Genomic DNA, 22,490 nt, shown 5'->3' on the forward strand with positions numbered 1-22,490 from the left:
GGCCTTTGCTGCGCGCAACAGGGACCAGCCCGCGAAACATAGAGCAAAAAAAACGGATTGGGTTCAGCATTCGAAGGCGTTTTTCAACCATTGAAGCGGTTGGCCTGCGTGGTGGCTGCCCTGCAGGGCGACTACGTCGAAGCGGCAGGGGTGTTCGGCCCAACGGGGCTCCTTTTGTAGAAAAAGGCTGGCGGCAAGCACCAGCCTTTTCTGCTTGCGCCCGTCGATACTGCCGAGGGCGCCGCCGAAGCTCGCGTGTAGCCGATAGCGGACTTCGACGAATACTACTGTATCGGCGTCGAGCATGACCAGATCAAGCTCGCCGCCTTTGCATCGCCAATTGCGTGCCAGCAGTTGCAGGCCCTGCCCCTGGAGGTATCCAAGGGCATGGTTTTCCGCGCTGTTGCCGGCACTGGTAGGCGATGCATCTGCCATCAGCGGGGGGTATCGGGCAGGCGCTTGACCTGGCCGCCGGAGAACTCGGCCCATGGCAGCTGGCGCTCGATGCGCTGGCCGGGGTTGATGCTCAGGCTGCCGGACAGGCCCTGCACGCGGTTGTCAGGCAGTGCCTTGAGCTGGTCCAGGCGTGGCGCCAGGCTGTAGGCATCGACGCCCATGGCATACAGGCGGCCCAGGCTGCCGGCAGCTTGAGGCCACTGTTGCACCACCTGCTGGCGCAGGCTGTTGTTGGTATCGAGCAGCCACGGCGTTTCGCAGAAGCGGATGCCGTTCATGTCGTTGTACTGGTTTACGTCACCGCTGGCGCTGTACAGGTTCGAGGTGGCGTAGACCGGCACGTCGCCGGCGTACTGGAAGTTCAGGGTCGGCTTGATCTGCTGGGCCTGCTGCGGGGTGGCGGCGAGGAAGATGAAGTCGATGTCCTGGCGGCGCGATGGCTGCGCCGAGAGGTTGCCACCTACGGTGCTTTGCAAGCTCTTGGCGCGTGCCTCGCTCTGGCGAAGCTGGAACAGGTCGGCGATCTGCTGGGCCAGGGCGACCGGTTGCGCGATGCGTTCGGCGGCGAGCAGGGTGCCGCCGTTGCCTTCCCAGTCCTGGCGGAAGGCGGCGAGCACGCGGTCGCCCCATTCGCCGCTTGGTACCAGGGCTACCGCGCGGACCATGCCATCGGCGCGGGCGCGGCGGGATACTTCGCGGGCTTCGTCCTCGGCGGCGAGGCCGAACTGGAACAACTGCGGCGGAGCCTTTTGACCGGCTTCGGCATAGTTCAGGGCGAGGGTCGTGATCGGCAGTTGTGGGTAGGCAGCGAGCTTTTTAACCAGTGGTTTTTCCAGTGGTCCGACCACCAGTTGCACGCCGGCGGCCTGCGCCTGGCGGTAGAAGTCGTCCAGCGAGCTGATGCGCGAGCTGTCGAAGACCTGCACAGCCGGCGCTGGCTGACCGCTTTGCTGGGCCTGGAAGTGCGCCGCCATGAAGCCATCGCGCAGGGCGCGGGCCACGTTGGCCAACGGGCCTTCCTGGGGCAGCAGCAAGGCGATCTTGGTCAGCGGCTGGCTGGCCAGTTCCTTGAGCTTGACCAGTGCCGTGGGCAGTTGCTTGGCGGCTGGGTGGTCGGGGTGCTGTGCGCGCCAGGTGTCGATGGCGGCCTGTTGCTGCTCCAGGGTGCCGGCGCTTTTCACTGCCAGTGCCAGGCTGGTCCAGCCGGCCAGGGTTGCATCGCTGGCAGGCTGTTGCAGTTGCTCGGCCGGCAGCGAGGCGACCAGGGCCCAGATCGAGTCATCGTTGGCGCTGGCCGCCTGGTCGCTGAGCAGCGGGGCCAGCAGCACGCGCTGCTGGGCGGCGGCCAGGGCCTGGCCGTCGGCTTCGAGGGCGGCAGCGTGAACGCTGTAGGTGCGTGCCTGCTGGGCTTCCGGCAGTTCGCCGACGCGCGCCAGGCTCGGGTGCGACAAGGCGCTCAGGGCCGCCTTGGGCTGGTTGCGGCTCATGGCCAGTTCCGCTGCCAGGGTGCTGGCGAAGACCTGCTGGGCGGGCTTGAGCGTGTCCAGCGGTACCTGCTGGAGAATGCCTGCGGCGCGGGGGAAGTCTTTCTGCTTGTAGGCGAGATCCGCGGCGCTCAGGCGCAGCAGCGCGGCATCCTCGGCGGACTTGCTGTTGGCCGCCTTGTCGAGCAGCTGTTCGATGCTGGCATCCGGGGTGCGTGGCAGTTCGCCCAGGCTGGATGAGGGCGAGCTGGCGCAGGCTGCGAGCAGGGCAGCGAAGCAGAGGGCTGTGAACAGCCGCAGGCAAGCGATCATGTAAAAGTCCTGTTACTCGATCAAGTTGGCCGGCAATTGTACCCAAGCCGGGGCGCGGGCGCGATCTTGGCGGCGTCGAACCTTCACTATAGGCGCCATGAAATGGCCGGGCGGCGAAGTTCTTTGCGCGCTGTTACAGGTGCTCGGGCTACAATGGCGCTTTTGATCCGAAAGACAGGTGTGCGCAGTGACTGATGTGGCAGGGGCTTCGAAATCCGCGGTGGGTACGCTGTACGTGGTCGCGACGCCGATCGGCAACCTCGACGACATGAGCGCGCGCGCGCTGAAGGTGCTGGGTGGCGTGGCGTTGATCGCCGCCGAGGACACCCGGCATTCCATTCGCTTGCTGCAGCACTTCGGTATCGACACGCCGCTGGCGGCCTGCCACGAACACAACGAGCGCGACGAAGGCGGGCGCTTCATCACCAAGCTGCTGGCCGGCGAGGACGTGGCGCTGGTCTCCGATGCCGGTACGCCGCTGATCTCCGACCCTGGCTATCACCTGGTCCGCCAGGCCCGGGCGGCGGGGGTGAACGTGGTGCCGGTGCCGGGAGCGTGTGCGCTGATCGCCGCGCTTTCTGCCGCAGGTCTGCCATCGGATCGCTTCATCTTCGAAGGCTTCCTGCCGGCCAAGGCCGCAGGGCGCCGCGCGCGCCTGGAGCAGGTGAAGGAAGAGCCGCGCACCCTTATCTTCTACGAAGCGCCGCACCGCATCCTCGAATTCCTCGAGGACATGGAGGCGGTGTTCGGAGGGGAGCGCCCGGCGCTGCTGGCTCGTGAATTGACCAAAACCTTCGAGACCCTCAAGGGCCTGCCGCTGGCCGAACTGCGCGCTTTCGTGGCCGGCGACAGCAATCAGCAGCGCGGCGAATGCGTGGTGCTGGTCGGTGGTTGGGCGGCGCCCGAGGGTGAGCAGGCGATCAGCGCCGAGGCCATGCGCGTGCTCGACCTGTTGCTGGCGGAACTGCCACTCAAGCGTGCGGCAGCGTTGGCGGCCCAAATCACGGGTGTGCGCAAGAACCTGCTGTATCAGGCGGCCCTGGAAAAACAGAATTCCCAGTAAGGGATGGCGGTATCGCTTGTTCTTGGGCGTGCCTGCCGGTAACCTTGTCGGCGGAGAGTCGATCGGACAGTCGCTGCTCGCTTTTGTTCCACAAAGGCGGGGGGAGGAAAGTCCGGGCTCCATAGGGCAGAGTGCCAGGTAACGCCTGGGAGGCGCGAGCCTACGGAAAGTGCCACAGAAAATAACCGCCTAAGCACTTCGGTGCCGGTAAGGGTGAAAAGGTGCGGTAAGAGCGCACCGCACGGCTGGCAACAGTTCGTGGCTAGGTAAACCCCACTCGGAGCAAGACCAAATAGGGTTCCATCAGGCGTGGCCCGCGTCGGAACCGGGTAGGTTGCTAGAGGCGTCCAGTGATGGCCGTCGTAGAGGAATGACTGTCCTCGACAAAACCCGGCTTACAGATCGACTCTCCACCTTTCCTTCCCTGCTTGAATCGATAGCAGAAGCGTCTTGGTAATACCGAAAAGATCTTACTCTTAATAAATCACTTTAACTTTGAACTCGATCCGTTTGAGTGGGTTTGATTTTTCACGTTTTTTTCTTGTCCCGGTAATCCCTCCCCCTTCCTTTGTTGCGCTAAATCTCGGTCCCGTAAGGGTTTTCCTTATGAACGTGCCTTGACGGTGCAGCGGACGGATTCCTATAGTGTGCGCAAGTGGCAGAAAGTGGGATGAAGTGGGTTTTCTGACACAAAAAAGCTAACATTATGAGGAATCGCAGCCGTGTTCCGCGGAGCCAACGCCGTCAGCCTCGATGCCAAGGGCCGTCTCGCAATGCCGAGCCGGTACCGCGACGAGCTCGATTCGCGTTGCAATGGTCAGCTGATCGTGACCATCGACGCCGTGGACCCCTGCTTGTGTGTTTATCCCCTCGATGAGTGGGAACAGATTGAAGCCAAGTTGCGCGCCTTGCCGTCGTTGCGTGAGGAAAACCGTCGCCTGCAGCGTTTGCTGATCGGCAATGCGGTGGACCTGGAGCTCGATGGCAGTGGGCGTTTCCTGGTGCCGCCCCGTCTGCGTGAGTACGCCAAGCTCGACAAGAAGGCGATGCTGGTGGGGCAACTGAACAAATTCCAGCTGTGGGATGAGGATGCCTGGAACGCGGTTTCGGCGGCCGACCTCGCAGCTATTCAACAACCGGGCGCGATGCCCGACGATTTACGTGACCTGATCCTGTGACCATAGATAGCGGCTTCAACCACATCACCGTCCTGCTCGACGAAGCTGTCGAGGCATTGGCCCTGCGCGCCGACGGTTGCTATCTGGACGGCACCTTCGGGCGTGGCGGACACAGCCGGCTGATCCTCAGCAAGCTCGGGCCGCAAGGGCGGCTGCTGGGGTTCGATAAGGATCCTCAAGCGATTGCCACCGGGCAAGCGCTGGCGGCCGAAGACGGCCGCTTTGTCATTGTGCAGCGCAGCTTTGCCGAGCTCGGCGATGAAGTGGCCGCGCGCGGCCTGAGCGGCAAGGTCAGCGGTGTGCTGCTCGACCTGGGCGTGTCGTCGCCGCAGCTCGACGACCCTGAGCGTGGGTTCAGTTTCCTCAATGACGGCCCGCTGGACATGCGCATGAACCCCGACCAGGGCATCAGCGCCGCCGAGTTCATTGCCACGGCGCCGGTCGAGGAAATCGCCCGGGTCTTCAAGGAATACGGCGAAGAGCGTTTTGCCGGGCGCATGGCACGTGCCGTGGTCGAGCGCCGCGAGACCCAGCCGTTCACCCGTACGGCCGACCTGGCCGAAGTGCTCAAGGTCGCCAACCCGGCCTGGGAAAAAGGCAAGAACCCTGCCACCCGCGCCTTCCAGGGCCTGCGTATCCACGTCAACAATGAGCTGGGCGACCTCGAGGCTGGCCTCGAAGCCGCACTCGACGCGCTGGAAGTGGGCGGCCGCCTGGCGGTGATCAGCTTCCACTCGCTGGAAGACCGCATCGTCAAGTTGTTCATGCGCAAACTGGTCAAGGGCGAAGCCGACAATCTGCCGCGCAACCTGCCAGTGCAGCACAAGGTCTTCGAGCCAAAAGTCCGCCTCATCGGCAAGGCGCAGTTCGCCTCCGACGCCGAACTCAAGGCCAATCCGCGGGCGCGCAGCGCCGTCATGCGGGTGGCGGAGAAACTTCGGTGAGCCGGCTATTCGCCAAGCCACTACCGGGCGGGAGCTTCCTGATGCTCCTGCTGTTCGTCGCTGTGCTGATTTCAGCCATCGCCGTGTCCTATAGCGCGCACTGGAACCGCCAGCTGCTCAATACCCTTTACGGTGAACTGAACGAGCGTGACAAGGCCCAGGCCGAATGGGGCCGGCTGATTCTCGAACAAAGTACCTGGACCGCCTCCAGCCGTATCGAGAGCCTGGCCTCCGAACAGCTGAAGATGCGCGTGCCCGCAGCTGACGAAGTGCGGATGGTGGCGCCATGATGAAGCTTGAAGGCGCACTCTATCCCTGGCGCTTCCGCGTGGTCATCGGCCTGCTGGCGGTGATGGTCGGCGCTATCTGCTGGCGCATCATCGACCTGCAGGTGGTCGATCGCGACTTCCTCAAGGGCCAGGGCGATGCCCGCAGTCTGCGTCACATCCCGATTCCTGCGCACCGCGGGCTGATCACCGACCGCAATGGCGAGCCATTGGCGGTGAGTACCCCGGTCACCACCTTGTGGGCAAACCCCAAGGAAATGCAGGCATCGAAAGACCGCTGGCCGCAGTTGGCCGCCGCGCTCGGGCAAAACCCGCAGCAGTTGGCCGACCGCCTGACCCAGCAGGCCAGCAAGGAATTCATCTACCTGGTCCGTGGCCTGACCCCGGAGCAGGGTCAGCACGTGCTCGACCTCAAGGTGCCGGGCGTATACGGCCTGGAAGAGTTCCGCCGCTTCTATCCCGCAGGTGACGTCACCGCGCACATGGTCGGCTTCACCGACCTGGATGACCACGGCCGCGAAGGGGTCGAACTGGCCTACGACGAATGGCTGGCCGGCGTGCCCGGCAAGCGGCAGGTGATCAAGGACCGGCGCGGCCGGCTGATCAAGGACATCCAGGTAACCAAGAACGCCAAGGCCGGGAAGACCTTGGCGTTGTCGATAGACCTGCGCCTGCAATACCTGGCCACCCGCGAGCTGCGCAACGCCATCGCCGAGCAGGACGCCAAGGCCGGCAGCCTGGTGATCATGGACGTGAAGACCGGTGAAGTGCTGGCCATGGTCAACCAGCCGACCTACAACCCGAACAACCGTCGCAGCATGTTCCCTGCCGCGATGCGCAACCGGGCGATCATCGACGTGTTCGAGCCGGGTTCTACGGTCAAGCCGATTTCCATGAGCGCCGCGCTCGAAAGTGGTCGCTGGAAGCCCACCGACAAGGTCGAGGTCTATCCGGGCAGCCTGCAGATCGGCCGCTACACCATCAAGGACGTGTCGCGCAGCGAGGGTCCGGTCCTCGATCTCACCGGCATCCTGATCAACTCCAGTAACGTCGGCATGAGCAAGGTGGCCTTCGATATCGGCGGCGAGGCGATCTACCGGGTCATGTCGCAGCTGGGCCTGGGTCAGTACACCGGCCTGGGCTTCCCGGGCGAGCGCGTCGGCAACCTGCCCAACCACCGCGAGTGGCGCAAGGCCGAAACCGCGACCCTGTCGTACGGCTACGGCGTGTCGGTCACCGCCCTGCAGTTGGTGCATGCCTACGCGGCGCTGGCCAACGACGGCAAGATGGTGCCGCTGTCCATTCTCAAGGTCGACAAGGCGCCTGAGTCGGTGCAGGCGATTCCAAAGGAAACCGCCGAAACCGTCCAGGGCATGCTCCAGCAGGTGATCGAGGCGCCGCGCGGCGTATACCGCGCCCAGGTGCCGTTCTATCACGTGGCTGGCAAGTCCGGTACGGCGCGCAAGGCCACGGTCGGCTCCAAGGGCTACACCGAAAACGCCTACCGCTCGCTGTTCGCAGGCTTCGGCCCGATGAGCGACCCGCGCTACGCGATCGTCGTGGTGATCGACGAGCCGAGCAAGGGCGGCTACTTCGGCGGCCTGGTGTCGGCGCCGGTCTTCAGCAAGGTCATGTCGGGCACCCTGCGCCTGATGAACGTGGCGCCTGACAACCTGCCGCCGCCGAGCGAGCAGGCACAGGTCAACGCGGCGCCGGCCGCTGCGGTACCCGCCAAGGGAGGGCGTGGATGATGACGATGCCATTGAGCAAGCTGTTCGCCCACGCCAGCCGCGACCCGTTGATCCGCGAACTCAGCCTGGACAGCCGTCAGGTACGTCCCGGTGACCTGTTCCTGGCCGTGCCGGGGGCCAAGGTCGACGGCCGCGGACACATCGCCGATGCCCTGGCCCGTGGCGCCGCCGCAGTGGCCTACGAAGAGCAGGGCGCCACCGTGTTGCCGTTGACCGACGTGCCGCTGATTCCGGTCAAGGGCCTGGTCGCGCAACTGTCGGACATCGCCGGCCGCTTCTATGGCGAGCCCAGCCGCCAGCTCGATCTGGTCGGGGTCACTGGCACCAACGGCAAGACCAGCGTGACTCAGTTGATCGCCCAGGCACTCGATGCCCTGGGCAAGCCCTGCGGCCTGATCGGCACCCTGGGCACCGGTTTCTACGGCAAGCTGCAAAGCGGCCGGCTGACCACGCCAGACCCGATCGCCGTGCAGTCGACGCTCAACGACCTGAAAAAGGCCGGTGCCAAGGCCGTCGCGATGGAAGTGTCCTCCCATGCCCTGGAGCAGGGGCGTGTGGCTGCCCTGGCGTTCGACATCGCGGTGATGACCAACCTGTCACGCGATCACCTCGATTACCACGGCAGCATGGAGGCCTATGAGGCGGCCAAGGCCAAGCTGTTCGCCTGGCCGAATCTGCGTTGCCAGGTGGTCAACCTGGACGACGATTTCGGGCGCCGCCTGGCAGCCGATTTTGCTCGTCGCCCGAGCCCAGAGCACATCGAGACCCGCCTGATCAGCTACAGCCTGGACGACCGCGAGGCCTCGTTGTTCTGCCGCGAAGCGCTGTTCAGCGACGATGGCGTGCGCGCCACCCTGGTCACCGCCCAGGGCGAACGCACCCTGCGCAGCCAGCTGTTGGGCCGGTTCAACCTGAGCAACATGCTTGCCGCCGTGGCCACGCTGCTGGCGATGGGCTTCGCGCTGGACGAAATTCTCAACGTCACCCCGCAGCTGCAGGGCCCGGTTGGTCGCATGCAGCGCCTGGGTGGTGGCGACAAGCCGCTGGTGGTGGTCGACTACGCGCACACCCCCGATGCCTTGGAAAAAGTACTCCAGGCCCTGCGCCCGCATGCCCATGGCCGCCTGCTGTGCCTGTTCGGCTGCGGTGGTGACCGTGACCGCGGCAAGCGTCCGCTGATGGCCGAGTTGGCCGAGCGCCTGGCCGACCGCGTGCTGGTCACCGACGACAACCCGCGCTCGGAGGAACCGCTGCGCATTTTCGACGACATTCGCCCTGGCTTCGCCAAGCCCGAACAGGTCGAGTTCGTCGCCGGCCGTGGCGAAGCCATTGCCCATCTGATCGCCACCGCAGCGGCAGACGACGTCATCGTCCTCGCCGGCAAGGGGCACGAGGACTACCAGGAGATTCATGGCCAGCGCCATGCCTTCTCCGACCTGATCGAAGCCGAAAAGGCACTTGCAGCCTGGGAGGCTCCACATGCTTAAGCCCATGATCCTCAGCCAGTTGACCGGCGCATTGAATGCGCGTTTGGTGGGGGATGACGCCAGCTTCACCGGTGTCAGCATCGACAGCCGCAGCGTCGGCGCCGGCCAACTGTTCGTCGCCCTGGCCGGCCCGCGCTTCGACGGCCATGACTACCTGGCCGACGTGCAGGCCAAGGGCGCCGTTGCCGCGTTGGTCGAGCGGGAAATCGACGATGTCGACCTGCCGCAGCTGGTGGTCGCCGACAGCCGCCTGGCCCTGGGTCAGCTCGGCGCGCTGAACCGTGCCGCCTTCGACAAGCCGGTGGTGGCCATCACCGGCTCCAGCGGCAAGACCACGGTCAAGGAGATGCTCGCGTGCATCCTGCGCACCCGTGGCCCGGTGCACGCCACCCGCGGCAACCTCAATAACGACCTCGGCGCGCCGCTGACCCTGCTGGAGATCGCTCCGCAGCACAGCGCCGCCGTGATCGAGCTGGGCGCCTCGCGCATTGGCGAAATCCGCTACACCGTAGGCCTGACCCAGCCGCAGGTGGTCATCATCAATAATGCTGGCACCGCCCATGTCGGCGAATTCGGCGGCCCGGAGAAAATCGTCGAGGCCAAGGGCGAGATTCTCGAAGGCCTGGGCGAGGGCGGCACGGCCATCCTCAACCTGGCCGACAAGGCGTTCGACATCTGGCGCAAGCGTGCCGGTAGCCATCGCGTGCTGAGCTTCGCCCTGGACAACCCGCAAGCCGACTTGCATGCCAGCGACATAGGCCGCGATGCCCGTGGCTGCCCGTCTTTCACCCTGCATGGGCCGGACGGCAGTGTCGCCGTGCAACTGAATCTGCTCGGTACCCACAACGTGAGCAATGCACTGGCCGCTGCCGCTGCCGCGCATGCCGTTGGTCTGACCCTGAGCGGCATCGCCGCCGGGCTCAGCGCGGTGCAGCCGGTCAAGGGCCGCACAGTGGCCCAGATCGCCCCGAACGGGGTGCGGGTGATCGACGACAGCTACAACGCAAATCCCACCTCGATGTGCGCCGCCGTTGATATACTCGCCGGCTTTTCCGGGCGCACCGTTCTGGTGCTCGGCGATATCGGCGAACTGGGGCAATGGGCCGAAGAGGGTCACCGGCAGGTGGGCGACTATGCCCGCGGCAAGGTCGATGCCCTGTATGCGGTCGGTACCAACATGATTCATGCGGTCCAGGCGTTCGGCGCCAATGGCCGCCATTTCGCCACTCAAGCTGAGCTGATCGAGGCCGTTCGTGCCGAGTCAGCCAGCGAAACCACAATCTTGATCAAGGGCTCGCGCAGCGCTGCGATGGAAAACGTCGTGGCTGCACTGTGCGGTGCCAGCGGGGAGAAACATTAATGCTGCTGCTGTTGGCCGAGTATCTGCAACAGTTCCACAAAGGCTTCGCGGTCTTTCAGTACCTGTCCCTGCGCGGGATCCTGGGTGTACTGACGGCGTTGTCCCTGGCGCTGTGGCTGGGGCCGTGGATGATTCGTACCCTGCAGATCCGTCAGATCGGTCAGGCCGTTCGTAACGACGGCCCGCAATCGCACCTGTCCAAGTCCGGCACCCCGACCATGGGGGGCGCGCTGATCCTGTCCGCCATCGCCATCAGTACCTTGCTGTGGGCTGACCTGACCAACCGCTATGTCTGGACCGTGTTGATCGTGACCCTGCTGTTCGGGGCCATCGGCTGGGTCGATGACTACCGCAAGGTGATCGAGAAGAACTCGCGTGGCCTGCCGAGCCGCTGGAAGTATTTCTGGCAGTCGGTGTTTGGCCTGGGCGCAGCGCTGTTCCTCTACATGACCGCCCCGACCAGCGTCGAGACCACGCTGATCGTGCCGTTCCTCAAGGACGTCACCATCCCGCTGGGTGTTGGCTTCGTCGTCCTGACCTATTTCGTCATCGTCGGCTCGAGCAACGCGGTCAACCTCACCGACGGCCTCGACGGCCTGGCGATCATGCCGACCGTGATGGTGGGCGGCGCCCTGGGCATCTTCTGCTACCTGTCGGGCAACGTGAAGTTCGCTGAGTACCTGCTGATTCCGTACGTGCCGGGCTCGGGCGAGCTGATCGTGTTCTGCGGTGCATTGATCGGTGCCGGCCTAGGCTTCCTGTGGTTCAACACCTACCCGGCGCAGGTCTTCATGGGCGACGTCGGCGCACTGGCCCTCGGGGCGGCGCTGGGCACCATCGCGGTGATCGTGCGCCAGGAAATCGTGCTGTTCATCATGGGTGGCGTGTTCGTCATGGAGACCCTGTCGGTGGTGATCCAGGTCGCCTCGTTCAAGCTCACCGGCAAGCGCGTGTTCCGCATGGCACCGATCCATCACCACTTTGAACTCAAGGGCTGGCCTGAGCCACGGGTGATCGTCCGTTTCTGGATCATCACCGTGATTCTGGTGCTGGTCGGCCTTGCAACCCTGAAACTGAGGTAGACGAGCGTGTCACTGATCGCTTCCGACCAATTCCGCATCGTTGTCGGCCTCGGCAAGAGCGGCATGTCCCTGGTTCGCTTCCTGGCGAGCCGGGGCATTGCCTTTGCGGTCGCCGACACCCGCGAGCAACCGCCGGAACTGGACACCCTGCGTCGTGACTACCCGCAGGTGGAAGTACGCTGTGGCGAGCTGGATGTCGATTTCCTGTGCCGCGCCAACGAACTCTACGTGAGCCCAGGCCTTGCCCTGGCCACCCCGGCGCTGCAGCAGGCCGCTGCGCGTGGCGTGGTGCTGTCGGGTGATATCGAGTTGTTCGCCCGTCATGCCAAGGCGCCGATCATCGCGATCAGTGGGTCCAACGCGAAAAGCACCGTGACCACCCTGGTCGGCGAAATGGCGGCCAAGGCCGGCAAGCGCGTGGCCGTCGGCGGCAACCTCGGTACCCCGGCCCTGGACCTGCTCGACGATGACGTCGAACTGTATGTCCTGGAGCTTTCCAGCTTCCAGCTGGAAACCACCGACCAGCTCAATGCCGAAGTGGCCACCGTGCTGAACATCAGCGAAGACCACATGGACCGCTACAGCGGCCTGCCGGCCTATCACCTGGCCAAGCACCGGATCTTCCGCGGCGCCCGCCAGGTGGTGGTCAACCGCCAGGACGCCCTGAGCCGGCCGCTGCCGGTGGAAGGCCGCCCATGCTGGACATTCGGCCTCAACCAGCCCGACTTCAAGGCCTTCGGTCTGCGCGAGGTCGATGGCGAGAAGTACCTGGCCTTCGAGTTCAGCAACCTGATGCCGGTGCGCGAGCTGAAGATCCGTGGCGCGCACAACCAGAGCAATGCCCTGGCGGCCCTGGCCCTGGGCCACGCCGCCGGTCTGCCGTTCGAGCCGATGCTCGAGGCCCTGCGTGAATTCGCCGGCCTTGCCCACCGCTGCCAATGGGTGCGCCAGCGCAACGGCGTGGGCTGGTATGACGATTCCAAGGCCACCAACGTCGGTGCGGCCCTGGCCGCCATCGAAGGCCTGGGTGCGGACATCGATGGCAAGCTGGTGCTGATCGCCGGTGGCGATGGCAAGGGCGCCGATTTCGCCGCCCTGCGTGAGCCGGTCGAGCGCTTCTGCCGCGCCGTGGTGCTGCTCGGCCGCGATGCCGAGCGCCTGGCCGATGCGCTGGGCGACGGCGTGCCATTGATGCGGGTCAAGACCCTCGCCGAAGCCGTCGAGCAATGCGCCGATCTGGCCCAGCCGGGCGATGCGGTGCTGCTGTCGCCAGCGTGCGCGAGCCTCGACATGTTCAAGAACTTCGAAGAGCGTGGGCGCCTGTTCGCCCAGGCGGCGGAGGGGCTGGCATGATCTTCGGCATCCTCAAGCCCTATCCGTCGCCGCTGATCAGCGGCCGTGGCATCGACCTGGACTTCGCCTTCCTGGCTGGCTGCCTGGCGTTGCTCGGCCTGGGCCTGGTGATGATCACCTCGGCGTCCTCGGAAGTGGCCGCCGTGCAGTCGGGTAACCCGCTGTACCACATGTTCCGTCATCTGGTGTACGTGGCCCTGGGCCTGGTTGCCTGCGGCGCGACGATGATGGTACCGATCGCGACCTGGCAGCGCATGGGCTTCATGATGCTGATCGGCGCCTTCGGCCTGTTGGTGATGGTGCTGGTGCCGGGCATTGGCCGCGAGGTCAACGGCTCGATGCGCTGGATCGGTTTCAGCTTCTTCAACGTCCAGCCTTCGGAAATCGCCAAGGTATTCGTGGTCATCTACCTGGCCGGCTACCTGGTGCGCCGGCAGACCGAGGTTCGCGAGAGCTGGATGGGCTTCTTCAAGCCGTTCATCGTACTGCTGCCAATGGCCGGCCTGCTGCTGATGGAGCCGGACTTCGGCGCCACCGTGGTGATGATGGGCGCAGCCGCAGCCATGCTGTTCCTCGGCGGGGTGGGGCTGTTCCGCTTCAGTCTGATGGTGGTGCTGGCGGTGGTGGCGGTGTTCATTCTGGTCCAGGCGCAGCCGTATCGGATGGCGCGCCTGATCACCTTCACCGACCCCTGGTCCGACCAGTTCGGTTCCGGCTACCAGCTGACCCAGGCGCTGATCGCCTTCGGCCGTGGCGAATGGCTCGGCGTGGGCCTTGGCAACAGCGTGCAGAAGCAGTTCTACCTGCCCGAGGCGCACACCGACTTCGTGTTCTCGGTACTCGCCGAAGAGCTCGGTGTGGTCGGCTCGCTGGTGACCATCGCGCTGTTCGTCTTCGTCACCGTGCGCGCGCTGTACATCGGGCTGTGGGCCGAGAAGGCCAAACAGTTCTTCGCCGCCTACATGGCCTTCGGCCTCGCATTCCTGTGGATTGGCCAGTTCCTGATCAACATCGGGGTGAACGTCGGCTTGCTGCCGACCAAGGGCCTGACCTTGCCGTTCCTGAGCTACGGGGGCAGTTCGTTGGTGATCTGCTGTGCCTGCGTAGGCCTGTTGCTACGTATCGAGTGGGAGAGCCGTACGCACCTGGGCAGCGAGGAACACGAATTCAACGAGAGCGATTTTGCCGAGGAGACCAGTCATGGCCGCTGACGGCAAGAACGTACTGATCATGGCTGGCGGCACCGGTGGGCACGTGTTCCCGGCCCTGGCCTGCGCCCGCGAGTTCCAGGCCCGTGGCTACAGCGTGCACTGGCTGGGTACCCCGCGTGGTATCGAAAACGAACTGGTTCCCCAGGCCGGGTTGCCACTGCACCTGATCCAGGTCAGCGGCCTGCGTGGCAAGGGCAAGCTGTCGCTGCTCAAGGCTCCGTTCACCCTGGTCAAAGCCGTGCTCCAGGCGCGGCGCATCATCCGTGAGCTCAAGCCGGTCTGCGTGCTGGGCTTCGGCGGTTATGTCACCGGCCCCGGCGGTGTGGCTGCGCGCCTGTGTGGCGTGCCGCTGGTGATCCACGAGCAGAATGCCCGCGCCGGTACCGCCAACCGCTTGCTGGTGCCGCTGTCGGCACGTGTCTGCGAAGCCTTCCCAGGCACTTTCCAGGGCAATGACAAGCTACGTACCACCGGTAATCCGGTGCGCCCTGAGCTGTTCCTCGAGGCGCCCCGCGAGGCTCTCGGCGAACGCCCGGCACGGCTGTTGGTGCTCGGTGGCAGCCTGGGTGCGGAACCATTGAATAAATTGTTGCCTAAGGCCCTGTCCGAAGTGCCGGAAAGCCTACGGCCCGTGGTGTTCCACCAGGCCGGCAAGCAGCACGCGGCGATCACCGCCGAGCGTTATCGCGAAGTGGGTGTCGAGGCTCAGGTAGAGCCGTTCATCACGGACATGGCCCAGGCCTATGGCTGGGCCGACATGGTGGTGTGCCGTGCCGGCGCGCTGACCGTCAGCGAACTGGCGGCGGCAGGCCTGCCCTCGATGCTGGTGCCTTTGCCCCACGCGATCGACGACCACCAGACCCACAATGCCCAATACCTGGCTCGGGAGGGCGCCGCCTTCCTGATGCCACAAGCTACGACTGGCGCAGCGCAACTCGCTGAACGCCTGAACGAGGTGCTGATGCAACCCGAGAAACTCCACACCATGGCCGGCACCGCACGGCGCCTGGCCAAACCTGCCGCAACCAGCACCGTGGTCGATATCTGCCTGGAGGTGGCCCATGGTTGAAAGCCAGAAAGCCATGCCCCAGCCGAAGATGGGCCGTATCCGGCGCATCCACTTCGTCGGTATCGGCGGCGTGGGCATGTGCGGCATCGCCGAAGTCCTGCTGAACCTGGGCTATGAAGTGTCTGGTTCCGACCTCAAGGCGTCGCCGGTCACCGAGCGCCTGGAGTCGTTCGGCGCCGAGATCTTCGTCGGCCATCGCGCCGAGAACGCTGCCAATGCCGATGTGCTGGTGGTGTCCAGCGCGATCAACCCGGCCAACCCGGAAGTGGCCACCGCTCTGGAGCGCCGCATCCCGGTGGTGCCGCGCGCGGAGATGCTCGCCGAACTGATGCGCTATCGCCACGGCGTGGCCGTGGCCGGCACCCATGGCAAGACCACCACCACCAGCTTGCTGGCATCGGTGTTCGCTGCCGGTGGCCTGGACCCGACCTTCGTCATCGGTGGCCGCCTGACCGCTGCCGGCACCAATGCCCAGCTGGGCACCAGCCGCTACCTGATCGCCGAAGCCGACGAAAGCGACGCCAGCTTCCTGCACCTGCAGCCAATGGTCGCCGTGGTCACCAACATCGACGCCGACCACATGGCCACCTACGAAGGTGACTTCAACAAGCTGAAGAAGACCTTCGTCGAGTTCCTGCACAACCTGCCGTTCTACGGTCTGGCGGTGATGTGCCTGGACGATCCGGTGGTGCGCGAGATCCTGCCGCAGGTCAAGCGCCCGACCGTCACCTACGGTTTCAGCGAAGAGGCCGATGTGCGCGCCATCAACGTGCGCCAGCAGGGCATGCAGACCCATTTCACCGTGCTGCGCCGCGACTGCGAGCCGCTCGAGGTGTCGGTGAACATGCCGGGCAACCACAACGTGCTCAATGCCTTGGCCACCATCGCCATCGCCACTGACGAAGGCATCAGCGACGAAGCCATCGTCCAGGGCCTGTCCGGCTTCCAGGGCGTGGGCCGACGCTTCCAGGTCTACGGCGAACTGCCGGTCGAAGGCGGCAGCGTGATGCTGGTCGACGACTACGGCCACCACCCGACCGAGGTCGCCGCGGTGATCAAGGCCGTGCGTGGCGGCTGGCCGAGCCGGCGCCTGGTGATCGTCTACCAGCCGCACCGCTACAGCCGCACCCGCGACCTGTACGACGATTTCGTCCAGGTGCTGGGCGATGCCAACGTGCTGCTGCTGATGGAGGTCTACCCGGCCGGCGAGGAGCCGATCCCCGGCGCCGACAGCCGTCAGCTGTGCCATAGCATCCGCCAGCGCGGCAAGTTGGACCCGATCTACATCGAACGTGGCGCCGAGCTGGCGCCGCTGGTCAAGCCGCTGCTGCGTGCCGGCGACATCCTGCTGTGTCAGGGTGCCGGTGACGTCGGTGGCCTGGCTCCGCAATTGATGAAAAGCCCGCTGTTCGCTGGCGCCAAGCAGGAGAAGTCGAAATGACCAGCGCCTACGACAAGCTGCACTCGACCTTGGACGCCAAGGCGTTCGGCCGCGTCGCCGTGCTCTACGGTGGCAAGAGCGCCGAGCGTGAAGTTTCGTTGAAGTCCGGCGCTGCGGTAATCGCGGCGTTGACCGACGCGGGTGTCGACGTGGTCGCCATCGACGTGGGTGACGACTTGCTGGCACGCCTGCAGAACGAGCGCATCGACCGCGCCTTCATCATCCTTCACGGCCGTGGCGGTGAAGACGGCAGCATGCAAGGCCTGCTCGAGTGCCTGGGCATCCCCTACACCGGCAGCGGCATCCTCGCCTCGGCCCTGGCCATGGACAAGCTGCGCACCAAGCAGGTGTGGCAGAGCCTGGGCATTCCGACCCCGCGCCACGCGGTGCTGGCCAGCGAGCACGATTGCGTTGCAGCCGGTACGGAACTGGGCTTCCCGTTGATCGTCAAACCTGCCCATGAAGGTTCCAGCATCGGCATGGCCAAGGTGAACAGCGTGGAAGAGCTGGTCGCCGCCTGGCGGGATGCCGCCCGTTACGATTCGCAAGTCCTGGTCGAGCAATGGATTCACGGCCCGGAGTTCACCATCGCGGTACTGCGTGGCCAGGTGCTGCCGCCGATCGCCCTGGGCACCCCGCACGTGTTCTACGACTACGACGCCAAGTACATCGCCAATGACACCCAGTACCGCATTCCCTGTGGGCTGGACAGTGCCAAGGAGCAAGAGCTCATCGACCTGACCGCGCGCGCCTGCGATGCCATCGGCATCGAGGGCTGGGGCCGGCTGGACGTGATGCAGGACGAGCAGGGCCGGTTCTGGCTGCTCGAAGTCAACACCGCACCCGGCATGACCGACCATAGCCTGGTGCCCATGGCGGCCCGCGCGGCCGGCCTGGACTTCCAGCAACTGGTGCTGGCGATCCTGGCCGACAGCGTCGAGACGCGAGGTTAACAGCCATGCAAGGCGCGATGTTACGTCATCAGCAACCAGCCCCCGGCCGTAGCAAGCCGGTGCCTCGTGGCGCCAGTCGACTGGTGGCCGATGAGCCGATGTCGTCGCGCCTGCCCAAGCCGAGCCTGGGAGGCCTCAAGCGCCTGCTGTGGCCGGTGTTGCTGGTTGCCGCAGGTTTTGGCGCTTATGAAGGCGCCATCCGCCTGATGCCGTACGCCGACCGCCCGATCACCAAGATCGCCGTGCAGGGCGACCTCAGCTACATCAGCCAGCAGGCGGTGCAGCAGCGGATCGCGCCGTACGTCGCTGCCAGCTTCTTCAGCGTCGACCTCACCGCCATGCGCGCCGAGCTCGAGCAGATGCCGTGGATCGCCCACGCCGAAGTGCGTCGGGTATGGCCGGACGAAGTGGTGGTGCGTCTGGAAGAACAGCTGCCAGTGGCACGCTGGGGTGATGAAGCCTTGCTCAACAACCAGGGCCAGGCCTTCACCCCCCGCGAGCTGGCCAACTACGAGCACCTGCCGCAGTTGTTCGGCCCGCAGCGCGCCCAGCAGCAAGTCATGCAGCAGTATCAGGTATTGAGCCAGATGCTGCGCCCCTTGGGCTTCTCCATCGCTCGCCTGGAGCTGCGCGAGCGAGGCAGCTGGTTCCTGACCACCGGTGCCGGTAGCGCCGGGCCAGGCATCGAGCTGCTGTTGGGGCGCGATCATCTGGTGGAGAAGATGCGCCGTTTCATTGCCATTTACGACAAGACGCTTAAAGAGCAGATCACCAACATCGCCCGCATCGATCTGCGATACGCCAACGGACTTGCCGTTGGTTGGCGGGAACCGATTGCACCGACGACGGCCCAACCCGCCGTTGCGAAGAATTAGAGAGAGGCAGGACCATGGCAAACGCGCATAGCGGAAAAATGATCGTCGGGCTGGACATTGGCACCTCCAAGGTGGTGGCGCTGGTGGGTGAAGTCGGCGAGGACGGTACCCTGGAGATCGTGGGGATCGGCACCCACCCATCCCGCGGCCTGAAGAAGGGCGTGGTGGTGAACATCGAGTCGACCGTACAGTCTATCCAGCGTGCGGTTGAGGAAGCCCAGCTGATGGCCGGTTGCCGTATCCACTCGGCGTTCGTCGGCGTGGCGGGCAACCACATCCGCAGCCTGAACTCCCACGGCATCGTCGCCATTCGCGACCGCGAAGTCAGCCTCGCCGACCTCGAGCGCGTGCTCGATGCCGCCCAGGCGGTGGCCATTCCCGCCGACCAGCGCGTGCTGCACACCCTGCCGCAGGACTACGTGATCGACAACCAGGAAGGCGTGCGCGAGCCGCTGGGCATGTCGGGCGTGCGCCTGGAAGCCAAGGTCCACGTGGTTACCTGCGCGGTCAACGCGGCGCAGAACATCGAGAAGTGCGTGCGTCGCTGCGGCCTGGAAATCGACGACATCATCCTCGAGCAGCTGGCTTCGGCGTACTCGGTGCTCACCGACGACGAGAAGGAACTGGGCGTGTGCCTGGTGGACATCGGTGGCGGCACCACTGACATCGCGATCTTCACCGAAGGCGCGATTCGCCACACGGCAGTGATCCCGATCGCTGGCGACCAGGTCACCAACGACATCGCCATGGCCTTGCGTACACCGACCCAGTACGCCGAGGAAATCAAGATCCGCTACGCCTGCGCCCTGGCCAAGCTGGCCGGTGCCGGCGAGACCATCAAGGTGCCGAGCGTGGGCGACCGCCCACCGCGTGAACTGTCGCGCCAGGCCCTGGCCGAGGTGGTGGAGCCGCGTTACGACGAGCTCTTCACCCTGATCCAGGCTGAGCTGCGTCGCAGCGGCTACGAGGACCTGGTGCCAGCCGGCATCGTCCTCACCGGCGGTACCGCGAAAATGGAAGGCGCCGTGGAACTGGCCGAGGAAATCTTCCACATGCCGGTACGCCTCGGCGTGCCGCACAGCGTTCGGGGGCTGAGCGACGTGGTGCGCAACCCGATCTATTCCACCGGCGTGGGCTTGCTCACCTACGGCCTGCAAAAGCAGTCCGAGGACCTGCCCCTGACCGGCAACAGCAGCAACAACAGCTATGGCGATGAACCGAAGGCTCCAGTGCTTGAGCGATTCAAGCGCTGGGTCCAGGGCAACTTCTAAGTTTCAAAGCAGTAGTGGTAGGCGCGACAACTAGAGAACTGAAAGGAGAGGGAAAATGTTCGAGCTCGTAGACAACGTCCCGCAAAGCCCGGTCATCAAAGTGATCGGCGTCGGCGGTGGTGGCGGCAATGCCGTCAACCACATGGTCAAAAGCAACATCGAAGGCGTCGAGTTCATCTGCGCCAACACCGATGCCCAGGCGCTGAAGAACATCGGCGCCCGCACCATCCTGCAACTGGGTACCGGTGTGACCAAGGGCCTGGGTGCCGGTGCCAATCCGGAAGTCGGCCGCCAGGCCGCGCTGGAAGACCGTGAGCGCATCGCCGAGGTGCTGCAGGGCACCAACATGGTGTTCATCACCACCGGCATGGGTGGCGGTACCGGTACCGGCGCTGCGCCGATCATCGCCGAAGTGGCCAAGGAAATGGGCATCCTCACCGTCGCGGTGGTGACCCGTCCGTTCCCGTTCGAAGGCCGCAAGCGCATGCAGATCGCCGACGAGGGCATCCGCATGCTGGCAGAGAGCGTCGACTCGCTGATCACCATCCCCAACGAGAAGCTGCTGACCATCCTGGGCAAGGATGCCAGCCTGCTGTCCGCCTTCGCCAAGGCCGACGACGTACTGGCCGGCGCCGTGCGTGGTATCTCCGATATCATCAAGCGTCCAGGCATGATCAACGTCGACTTCGCCGACGTGCGCACCGTGATGGGTGAAATGGGCATGGCGATGATGGGTACCGGTTGCGCCAGCGGCCCGAACCGTGCTCGCGAAGCCACCGAAGCGGCCATTCGCAACCCGCTGCTCGAAGACGTCAACCTGCAGGGCGCCCGCGGCATCCTGGTGAACATCACCGCAGGTCCGGACCTGTCGCTGGGTGAGTACTCCGACGTCGGTAGCATCATCGAAGCCTTCGCCTCCGACCACGCGATGGTCAAGGTCGGCACCGTGATCGATCCGGACATGCGCGACGAACTGCATGTGACCGTGGTCGCGACCGGCCTGGGCGCACGCATCGAGAAGCCGGTGAAAGTGGTCGACAACACCCTGCAGACCGCGCAGCAGGCCTACGAGGCTTCCAACCCTGCGCCAGCGCGCCAGGAGCAGCCTTCGGTCAACTACCGCGACCTGGAGCGTCCGACCGTGATGCGCAACCAGGCCCATGCAGGTGCCGCAGCGGCAGCTAAACTCAACCCTCAGGATGACTTGGACTACCTGGATATCCCGGCTTTCCTGCGTCGTCAGGCCGATTAATGGAATTTATCAGGGGTATAGGGGTGATTGGTGTTCAGCAAAGGCCGGGTCTGTTATTATCCCCAGCCTTTGTTGATACCTGTTCGCAATTTGCGCTGAAGCGGCCAATGCCATGATTAGACAACGCACCCTGAAGAATACCATCCGTGCCACAGGTGTCGGTCTGCACTCCGGGGAGAAGGTCTACCTGACCCTCAAGCCTGCACCTGTTGACACCGGCATCGTCTTCCGTCGCGCCGACCTCGACCCTGTGGTCGAAATCCCGGCGCGCGCGGCCAACGTCGGCGAAACAACCATGTCGACGACCCTGGTCAACGGTGACGTCAAAGTCGATACGGTCGAGCACCTGCTCTCCGCCATGGCGGGTCTGGGCATCGATAACGCCTACGTCGAGCTCTCCGCCTCGGAAGTGCCGATCATGGATGGCAGCGCCGGTCCCTTCGTATTCCTGATTCAGTCTGCCGGCCTGGAAGAGCAGGACGCAGCCAAGAAATTCATCCGTATCCTGCGCGAAGTGACAGTGGAGGAGGGCGACAAGCGCGCTACCTTCCTGCCGTTCGATGGGTTCAAGGTGAGCTTCGAGATCGACTTCGATCACCCGGTGCTGCGCGACCGGACCCAAAGTGCCAGCGTCGACTTTTCCAGCACCTCGTTCGTGAAGGAAGTCAGCCGCGCCCGGACCTTTGGTTTCATGCGTGACATCGAGTACCTGCGCAAGCACAACCTCGCGCTTGGCGGCAGTGTCGAGAACGCCATCGTGGTCGACGAGAACGGCGTGCTCAACGAAGACGGCCTTCGCTACGAAGACGAATTCGTCAAGCACAAGATCCTCGACGCCATCGGCGACCTCTATCTGCTGGGCAACAGCCTGATCGGCGAGTTCAAGGGCTACAAGTCCGGCCACTCGCTGAACAACCAGTTGTTGCGCAAGCTGATCGCCGAGACAGATGCCTGGGAAGTGGTCACTTTCGAAGATGCCAGTACGGCACCGATCTCATACATGCGCCCTGTTGCGGCCGTGTAAGTTCGAACACTCTCTAGTTCATTGAGGCCACCTTCGGGTGGCCTTTTTTATGTCAGTCTTTTTCCTTTTGCGCGTGGCTGGCCAGGCGCTCGAGGGCAGCGCGCAGCTGGGGGTCGGCGATGCCTTCGGCGGTGTCGCGCAGGCTTTCGGCGGCATTGCCGGACAGCTCGGTGGTGTTCCTTCCGCGTTTGGTCGGTACCAGCGGTGGCTGCACCTTGTAAAGAATCCGTTGCAGGTTGCCGAAAGCCTCCAGGGCTTGTAGCTGGCGCATCAGGCGTTTCTGCTGGTAGCGCAAGCGGGTTGCCCAATGGCCATCGGTCACCACCAGCAGTAGCGTGCCATCGCGCCAGGACGCCAAGTGGCAATGCTCGCGGGCAGCCGGTTGCAGCTGGCTCTCCAGCAGCCGCTGCAAGTGCGCCAGGCGCTCGGCCTGGTTCAGCAGCAGGCGCAGCGGGCGGTTCTGGCGCAGCAGTGTGGACGGCGGCTGGGCGGGGGTGGGTTTGAAGGCCATGGGCATGAGCGTCAGGTGGCAAGGCGGTCAGTCTAACACCTTCACCAGCGGGGCCGGTCTAGTCGAGAGCGCCCTATTACCTGTGGGAGCGGGATCGCCCGCGAAAGGGGCGCCTTCGGTTACGAG

General features: G+C 64.7%; 20 protein-coding genes and 1 other RNA gene. 18 read left to right on the forward strand and 3 right to left on the reverse strand.

Annotated elements, in window-relative coordinates:
• Positions 1 to 63: 63 nt before the first annotated feature.
• Entirely contained in the window at positions 64 to 435 is a 372-nt protein-coding gene (locus E6B08_RS05340) for a YraN family protein (RefSeq protein ID WP_136913062.1), read from the reverse strand.
• Positions 435 to 2,252 (reverse strand): penicillin-binding protein activator, encoded by a 1,818-nt coding sequence (locus tag E6B08_RS05345; protein WP_136913063.1) that lies wholly within the window; start codon positions 2,250 to 2,252, stop codon positions 435 to 437. The genes E6B08_RS05340 and E6B08_RS05345 overlap by 1 nt, the downstream gene beginning before the upstream one ends.
• Positions 2,253 to 2,439: 187 nt before the next feature.
• Between E6B08_RS05345 and rsmI the strand changes: the two genes are divergently transcribed.
• The 18 genes from rsmI to lpxC all read left to right on the forward strand — a co-directional run bounded on the left by rsmI (position 2,440) and on the right by lpxC (position 21,853).
• Positions 2,440 to 3,315: a 16S rRNA (cytidine(1402)-2'-O)-methyltransferase gene (gene rsmI / locus E6B08_RS05350; RefSeq protein ID WP_136913064.1), complete on the forward strand. Its 876-nt coding sequence runs from the start codon at positions 2,440 to 2,442 to the stop codon at positions 3,313 to 3,315.
• Positions 3,316 to 3,369: 54 nt separating this feature from the next.
• An RNA gene (gene rnpB / locus E6B08_RS05355) (RNase P RNA component class A) lies at positions 3,370 to 3,729 on the forward strand.
• A 308-nt stretch (positions 3,730 to 4,037) separates the two neighbouring features.
• Entirely contained in the window at positions 4,038 to 4,493 is a 456-nt protein-coding gene (gene mraZ, locus E6B08_RS05360; protein WP_011535546.1) for a division/cell wall cluster transcriptional repressor MraZ, read from the forward strand.
• Entirely contained in the window at positions 4,490 to 5,437 is a 948-nt protein-coding gene (gene rsmH, locus E6B08_RS05365) for a 16S rRNA (cytosine(1402)-N(4))-methyltransferase RsmH (protein ID WP_136913065.1), read from the forward strand. The genes mraZ and rsmH overlap by 4 nt, the downstream gene beginning before the upstream one ends.
• Positions 5,434 to 5,727, forward strand: a complete 294-nt coding sequence (gene ftsL / locus E6B08_RS05370) for a cell division protein FtsL (RefSeq protein ID WP_136913066.1) — start codon at positions 5,434 to 5,436, stop codon at positions 5,725 to 5,727. Before rsmH ends, ftsL begins: the two co-directional genes overlap by 4 nt.
• Positions 5,727 to 7,475: a peptidoglycan D,D-transpeptidase FtsI family protein gene (locus E6B08_RS05375; protein ID WP_192938682.1), complete on the forward strand. Its 1,749-nt coding sequence runs from the start codon at positions 5,727 to 5,729 to the stop codon at positions 7,473 to 7,475. The genes ftsL and E6B08_RS05375 overlap by 1 nt, the downstream gene beginning before the upstream one ends.
• The gene (locus E6B08_RS05380; RefSeq protein ID WP_416194370.1) at positions 7,472 to 8,962 is read left to right on the forward strand and encodes a UDP-N-acetylmuramoyl-L-alanyl-D-glutamate--2,6-diaminopimelate ligase; all 1,491 of its coding nucleotides are present in this window, start codon (positions 7,472 to 7,474) and stop codon (positions 8,960 to 8,962) included. The genes E6B08_RS05375 and E6B08_RS05380 overlap by 4 nt, the downstream gene beginning before the upstream one ends.
• Positions 8,955 to 10,322: a UDP-N-acetylmuramoyl-tripeptide--D-alanyl-D-alanine ligase gene (locus tag E6B08_RS05385; protein WP_136913068.1), complete on the forward strand. Its 1,368-nt coding sequence runs from the start codon at positions 8,955 to 8,957 to the stop codon at positions 10,320 to 10,322. Before E6B08_RS05380 ends, E6B08_RS05385 begins: the two co-directional genes overlap by 8 nt.
• Entirely contained in the window at positions 10,322 to 11,404 is a 1,083-nt protein-coding gene (mraY, locus tag E6B08_RS05390; protein ID WP_136913069.1) for a phospho-N-acetylmuramoyl-pentapeptide-transferase, read from the forward strand. Before E6B08_RS05385 ends, mraY begins: the two co-directional genes overlap by 1 nt.
• A 6-nt stretch (positions 11,405 to 11,410) precedes the next feature.
• On the forward strand, positions 11,411 to 12,757 hold the full coding sequence (gene murD, locus E6B08_RS05395; protein ID WP_136913070.1) for a UDP-N-acetylmuramoyl-L-alanine--D-glutamate ligase: 1,347 nt from the start codon (positions 11,411 to 11,413) through the stop codon (positions 12,755 to 12,757).
• On the forward strand, positions 12,754 to 13,968 hold the full coding sequence (gene ftsW / locus E6B08_RS05400) for a putative lipid II flippase FtsW (RefSeq protein WP_136913071.1): 1,215 nt from the start codon (positions 12,754 to 12,756) through the stop codon (positions 13,966 to 13,968). The genes murD and ftsW overlap by 4 nt, the downstream gene beginning before the upstream one ends.
• Positions 13,958 to 15,037, forward strand: a complete 1,080-nt coding sequence (murG, locus tag E6B08_RS05405) for an undecaprenyldiphospho-muramoylpentapeptide beta-N-acetylglucosaminyltransferase (protein ID WP_136913072.1) — start codon at positions 13,958 to 13,960, stop codon at positions 15,035 to 15,037. Before ftsW ends, murG begins: the two co-directional genes overlap by 11 nt.
• Entirely contained in the window at positions 15,030 to 16,478 is a 1,449-nt protein-coding gene (gene murC / locus E6B08_RS05410; RefSeq protein ID WP_136913073.1) for a UDP-N-acetylmuramate--L-alanine ligase, read from the forward strand. The genes murG and murC overlap by 8 nt, the downstream gene beginning before the upstream one ends.
• On the forward strand, positions 16,475 to 17,431 hold the full coding sequence (locus tag E6B08_RS05415; RefSeq protein WP_136913074.1) for a D-alanine--D-alanine ligase: 957 nt from the start codon (positions 16,475 to 16,477) through the stop codon (positions 17,429 to 17,431). The genes murC and E6B08_RS05415 overlap by 4 nt, the downstream gene beginning before the upstream one ends.
• 5 nt (positions 17,432 to 17,436) lie before the next feature.
• Positions 17,437 to 18,306: a cell division protein FtsQ/DivIB gene (locus E6B08_RS05420; RefSeq protein ID WP_136913075.1), complete on the forward strand. Its 870-nt coding sequence runs from the start codon at positions 17,437 to 17,439 to the stop codon at positions 18,304 to 18,306.
• Positions 18,307 to 18,320: 14 nt separating this feature from the next.
• Entirely contained in the window at positions 18,321 to 19,577 is a 1,257-nt protein-coding gene (ftsA, locus tag E6B08_RS05425; protein ID WP_136913076.1) for a cell division protein FtsA, read from the forward strand.
• A gap of 55 nt (positions 19,578 to 19,632) precedes the next feature.
• Positions 19,633 to 20,829 (forward strand): cell division protein FtsZ, encoded by a 1,197-nt coding sequence (gene ftsZ, locus E6B08_RS05430; RefSeq protein ID WP_133329862.1) that lies wholly within the window; start codon positions 19,633 to 19,635, stop codon positions 20,827 to 20,829.
• Between the two features lie 112 nt (positions 20,830 to 20,941).
• Positions 20,942 to 21,853 carry a UDP-3-O-acyl-N-acetylglucosamine deacetylase gene (gene lpxC, locus E6B08_RS05435; protein WP_136913077.1) on the forward strand — a complete coding sequence of 304 codons (912 nt, stop codon included), beginning with the start codon at positions 20,942 to 20,944 and terminating at the stop codon, positions 21,851 to 21,853.
• 52 nt (positions 21,854 to 21,905) lie between these two features.
• On the opposite strand, the gene E6B08_RS05440 is transcribed toward lpxC, so the two are convergent.
• Complete coding sequence (locus tag E6B08_RS05440) at positions 21,906 to 22,364, reverse strand: DUF721 domain-containing protein (RefSeq protein ID WP_136913078.1); 459 nt, start codon at positions 22,362 to 22,364, stop codon at positions 21,906 to 21,908.
• Between the last annotated feature and the right edge of the window lie 126 nt (positions 22,365 to 22,490).

The sequence above is a fragment of the Pseudomonas putida genome (genome assembly GCF_005080685.1).
Lineage (GTDB): Bacteria > Pseudomonadota > Gammaproteobacteria > Pseudomonadales > Pseudomonadaceae > Aquipseudomonas > Aquipseudomonas putida_V.

Bases quoted from the DNA above. Each gene is read 5' to 3' on its own strand.
- E6B08_RS05340 (WP_136913062.1), bottom strand. From the start codon at position 435: ATGGCAGATGCATCGCCTACCAGTGCCGGCAACAGCGCGGAAAACCAT.
- E6B08_RS05345 (WP_136913063.1), bottom strand. From the start codon at position 2,252: ATGATCGCTTGCCTGCGGCTGTTCACAGCCCTCTGCTTCGCTGCCCTG.
- E6B08_RS05375 (WP_192938682.1), top strand. From the start codon at position 5,727: ATGAAGCTTGAAGGCGCACTCTATCCCTGGCGCTTCCGCGTGGTCATC.
- E6B08_RS05380 (WP_416194370.1), top strand. From the start codon at position 7,472: ATGATGACGATGCCATTGAGCAAGCTGTTCGCCCACGCCAGCCGCGAC.
- E6B08_RS05385 (WP_136913068.1), top strand. From the start codon at position 8,955: ATGCTTAAGCCCATGATCCTCAGCCAGTTGACCGGCGCATTGAATGCG.
- mraY (WP_136913069.1), top strand. From the start codon at position 10,322: ATGCTGCTGCTGTTGGCCGAGTATCTGCAACAGTTCCACAAAGGCTTC.
- ftsW (WP_136913071.1), top strand. From the start codon at position 12,754: ATGATCTTCGGCATCCTCAAGCCCTATCCGTCGCCGCTGATCAGCGGC.
- murG (WP_136913072.1), top strand. From the start codon at position 13,958: ATGGCCGCTGACGGCAAGAACGTACTGATCATGGCTGGCGGCACCGGT.
- murC (WP_136913073.1), top strand. From the start codon at position 15,030: ATGGTTGAAAGCCAGAAAGCCATGCCCCAGCCGAAGATGGGCCGTATC.
- E6B08_RS05415 (WP_136913074.1), top strand. From the start codon at position 16,475: ATGACCAGCGCCTACGACAAGCTGCACTCGACCTTGGACGCCAAGGCG.
- E6B08_RS05420 (WP_136913075.1), top strand. From the start codon at position 17,437: ATGCAAGGCGCGATGTTACGTCATCAGCAACCAGCCCCCGGCCGTAGC.
- ftsA (WP_136913076.1), top strand. From the start codon at position 18,321: ATGGCAAACGCGCATAGCGGAAAAATGATCGTCGGGCTGGACATTGGC.
- ftsZ (WP_133329862.1), top strand. From the start codon at position 19,633: ATGTTCGAGCTCGTAGACAACGTCCCGCAAAGCCCGGTCATCAAAGTG.
- lpxC (WP_136913077.1), top strand. From the start codon at position 20,942: ATGATTAGACAACGCACCCTGAAGAATACCATCCGTGCCACAGGTGTC.
- E6B08_RS05440 (WP_136913078.1), bottom strand. From the start codon at position 22,364: ATGGCCTTCAAACCCACCCCCGCCCAGCCGCCGTCCACACTGCTGCGC.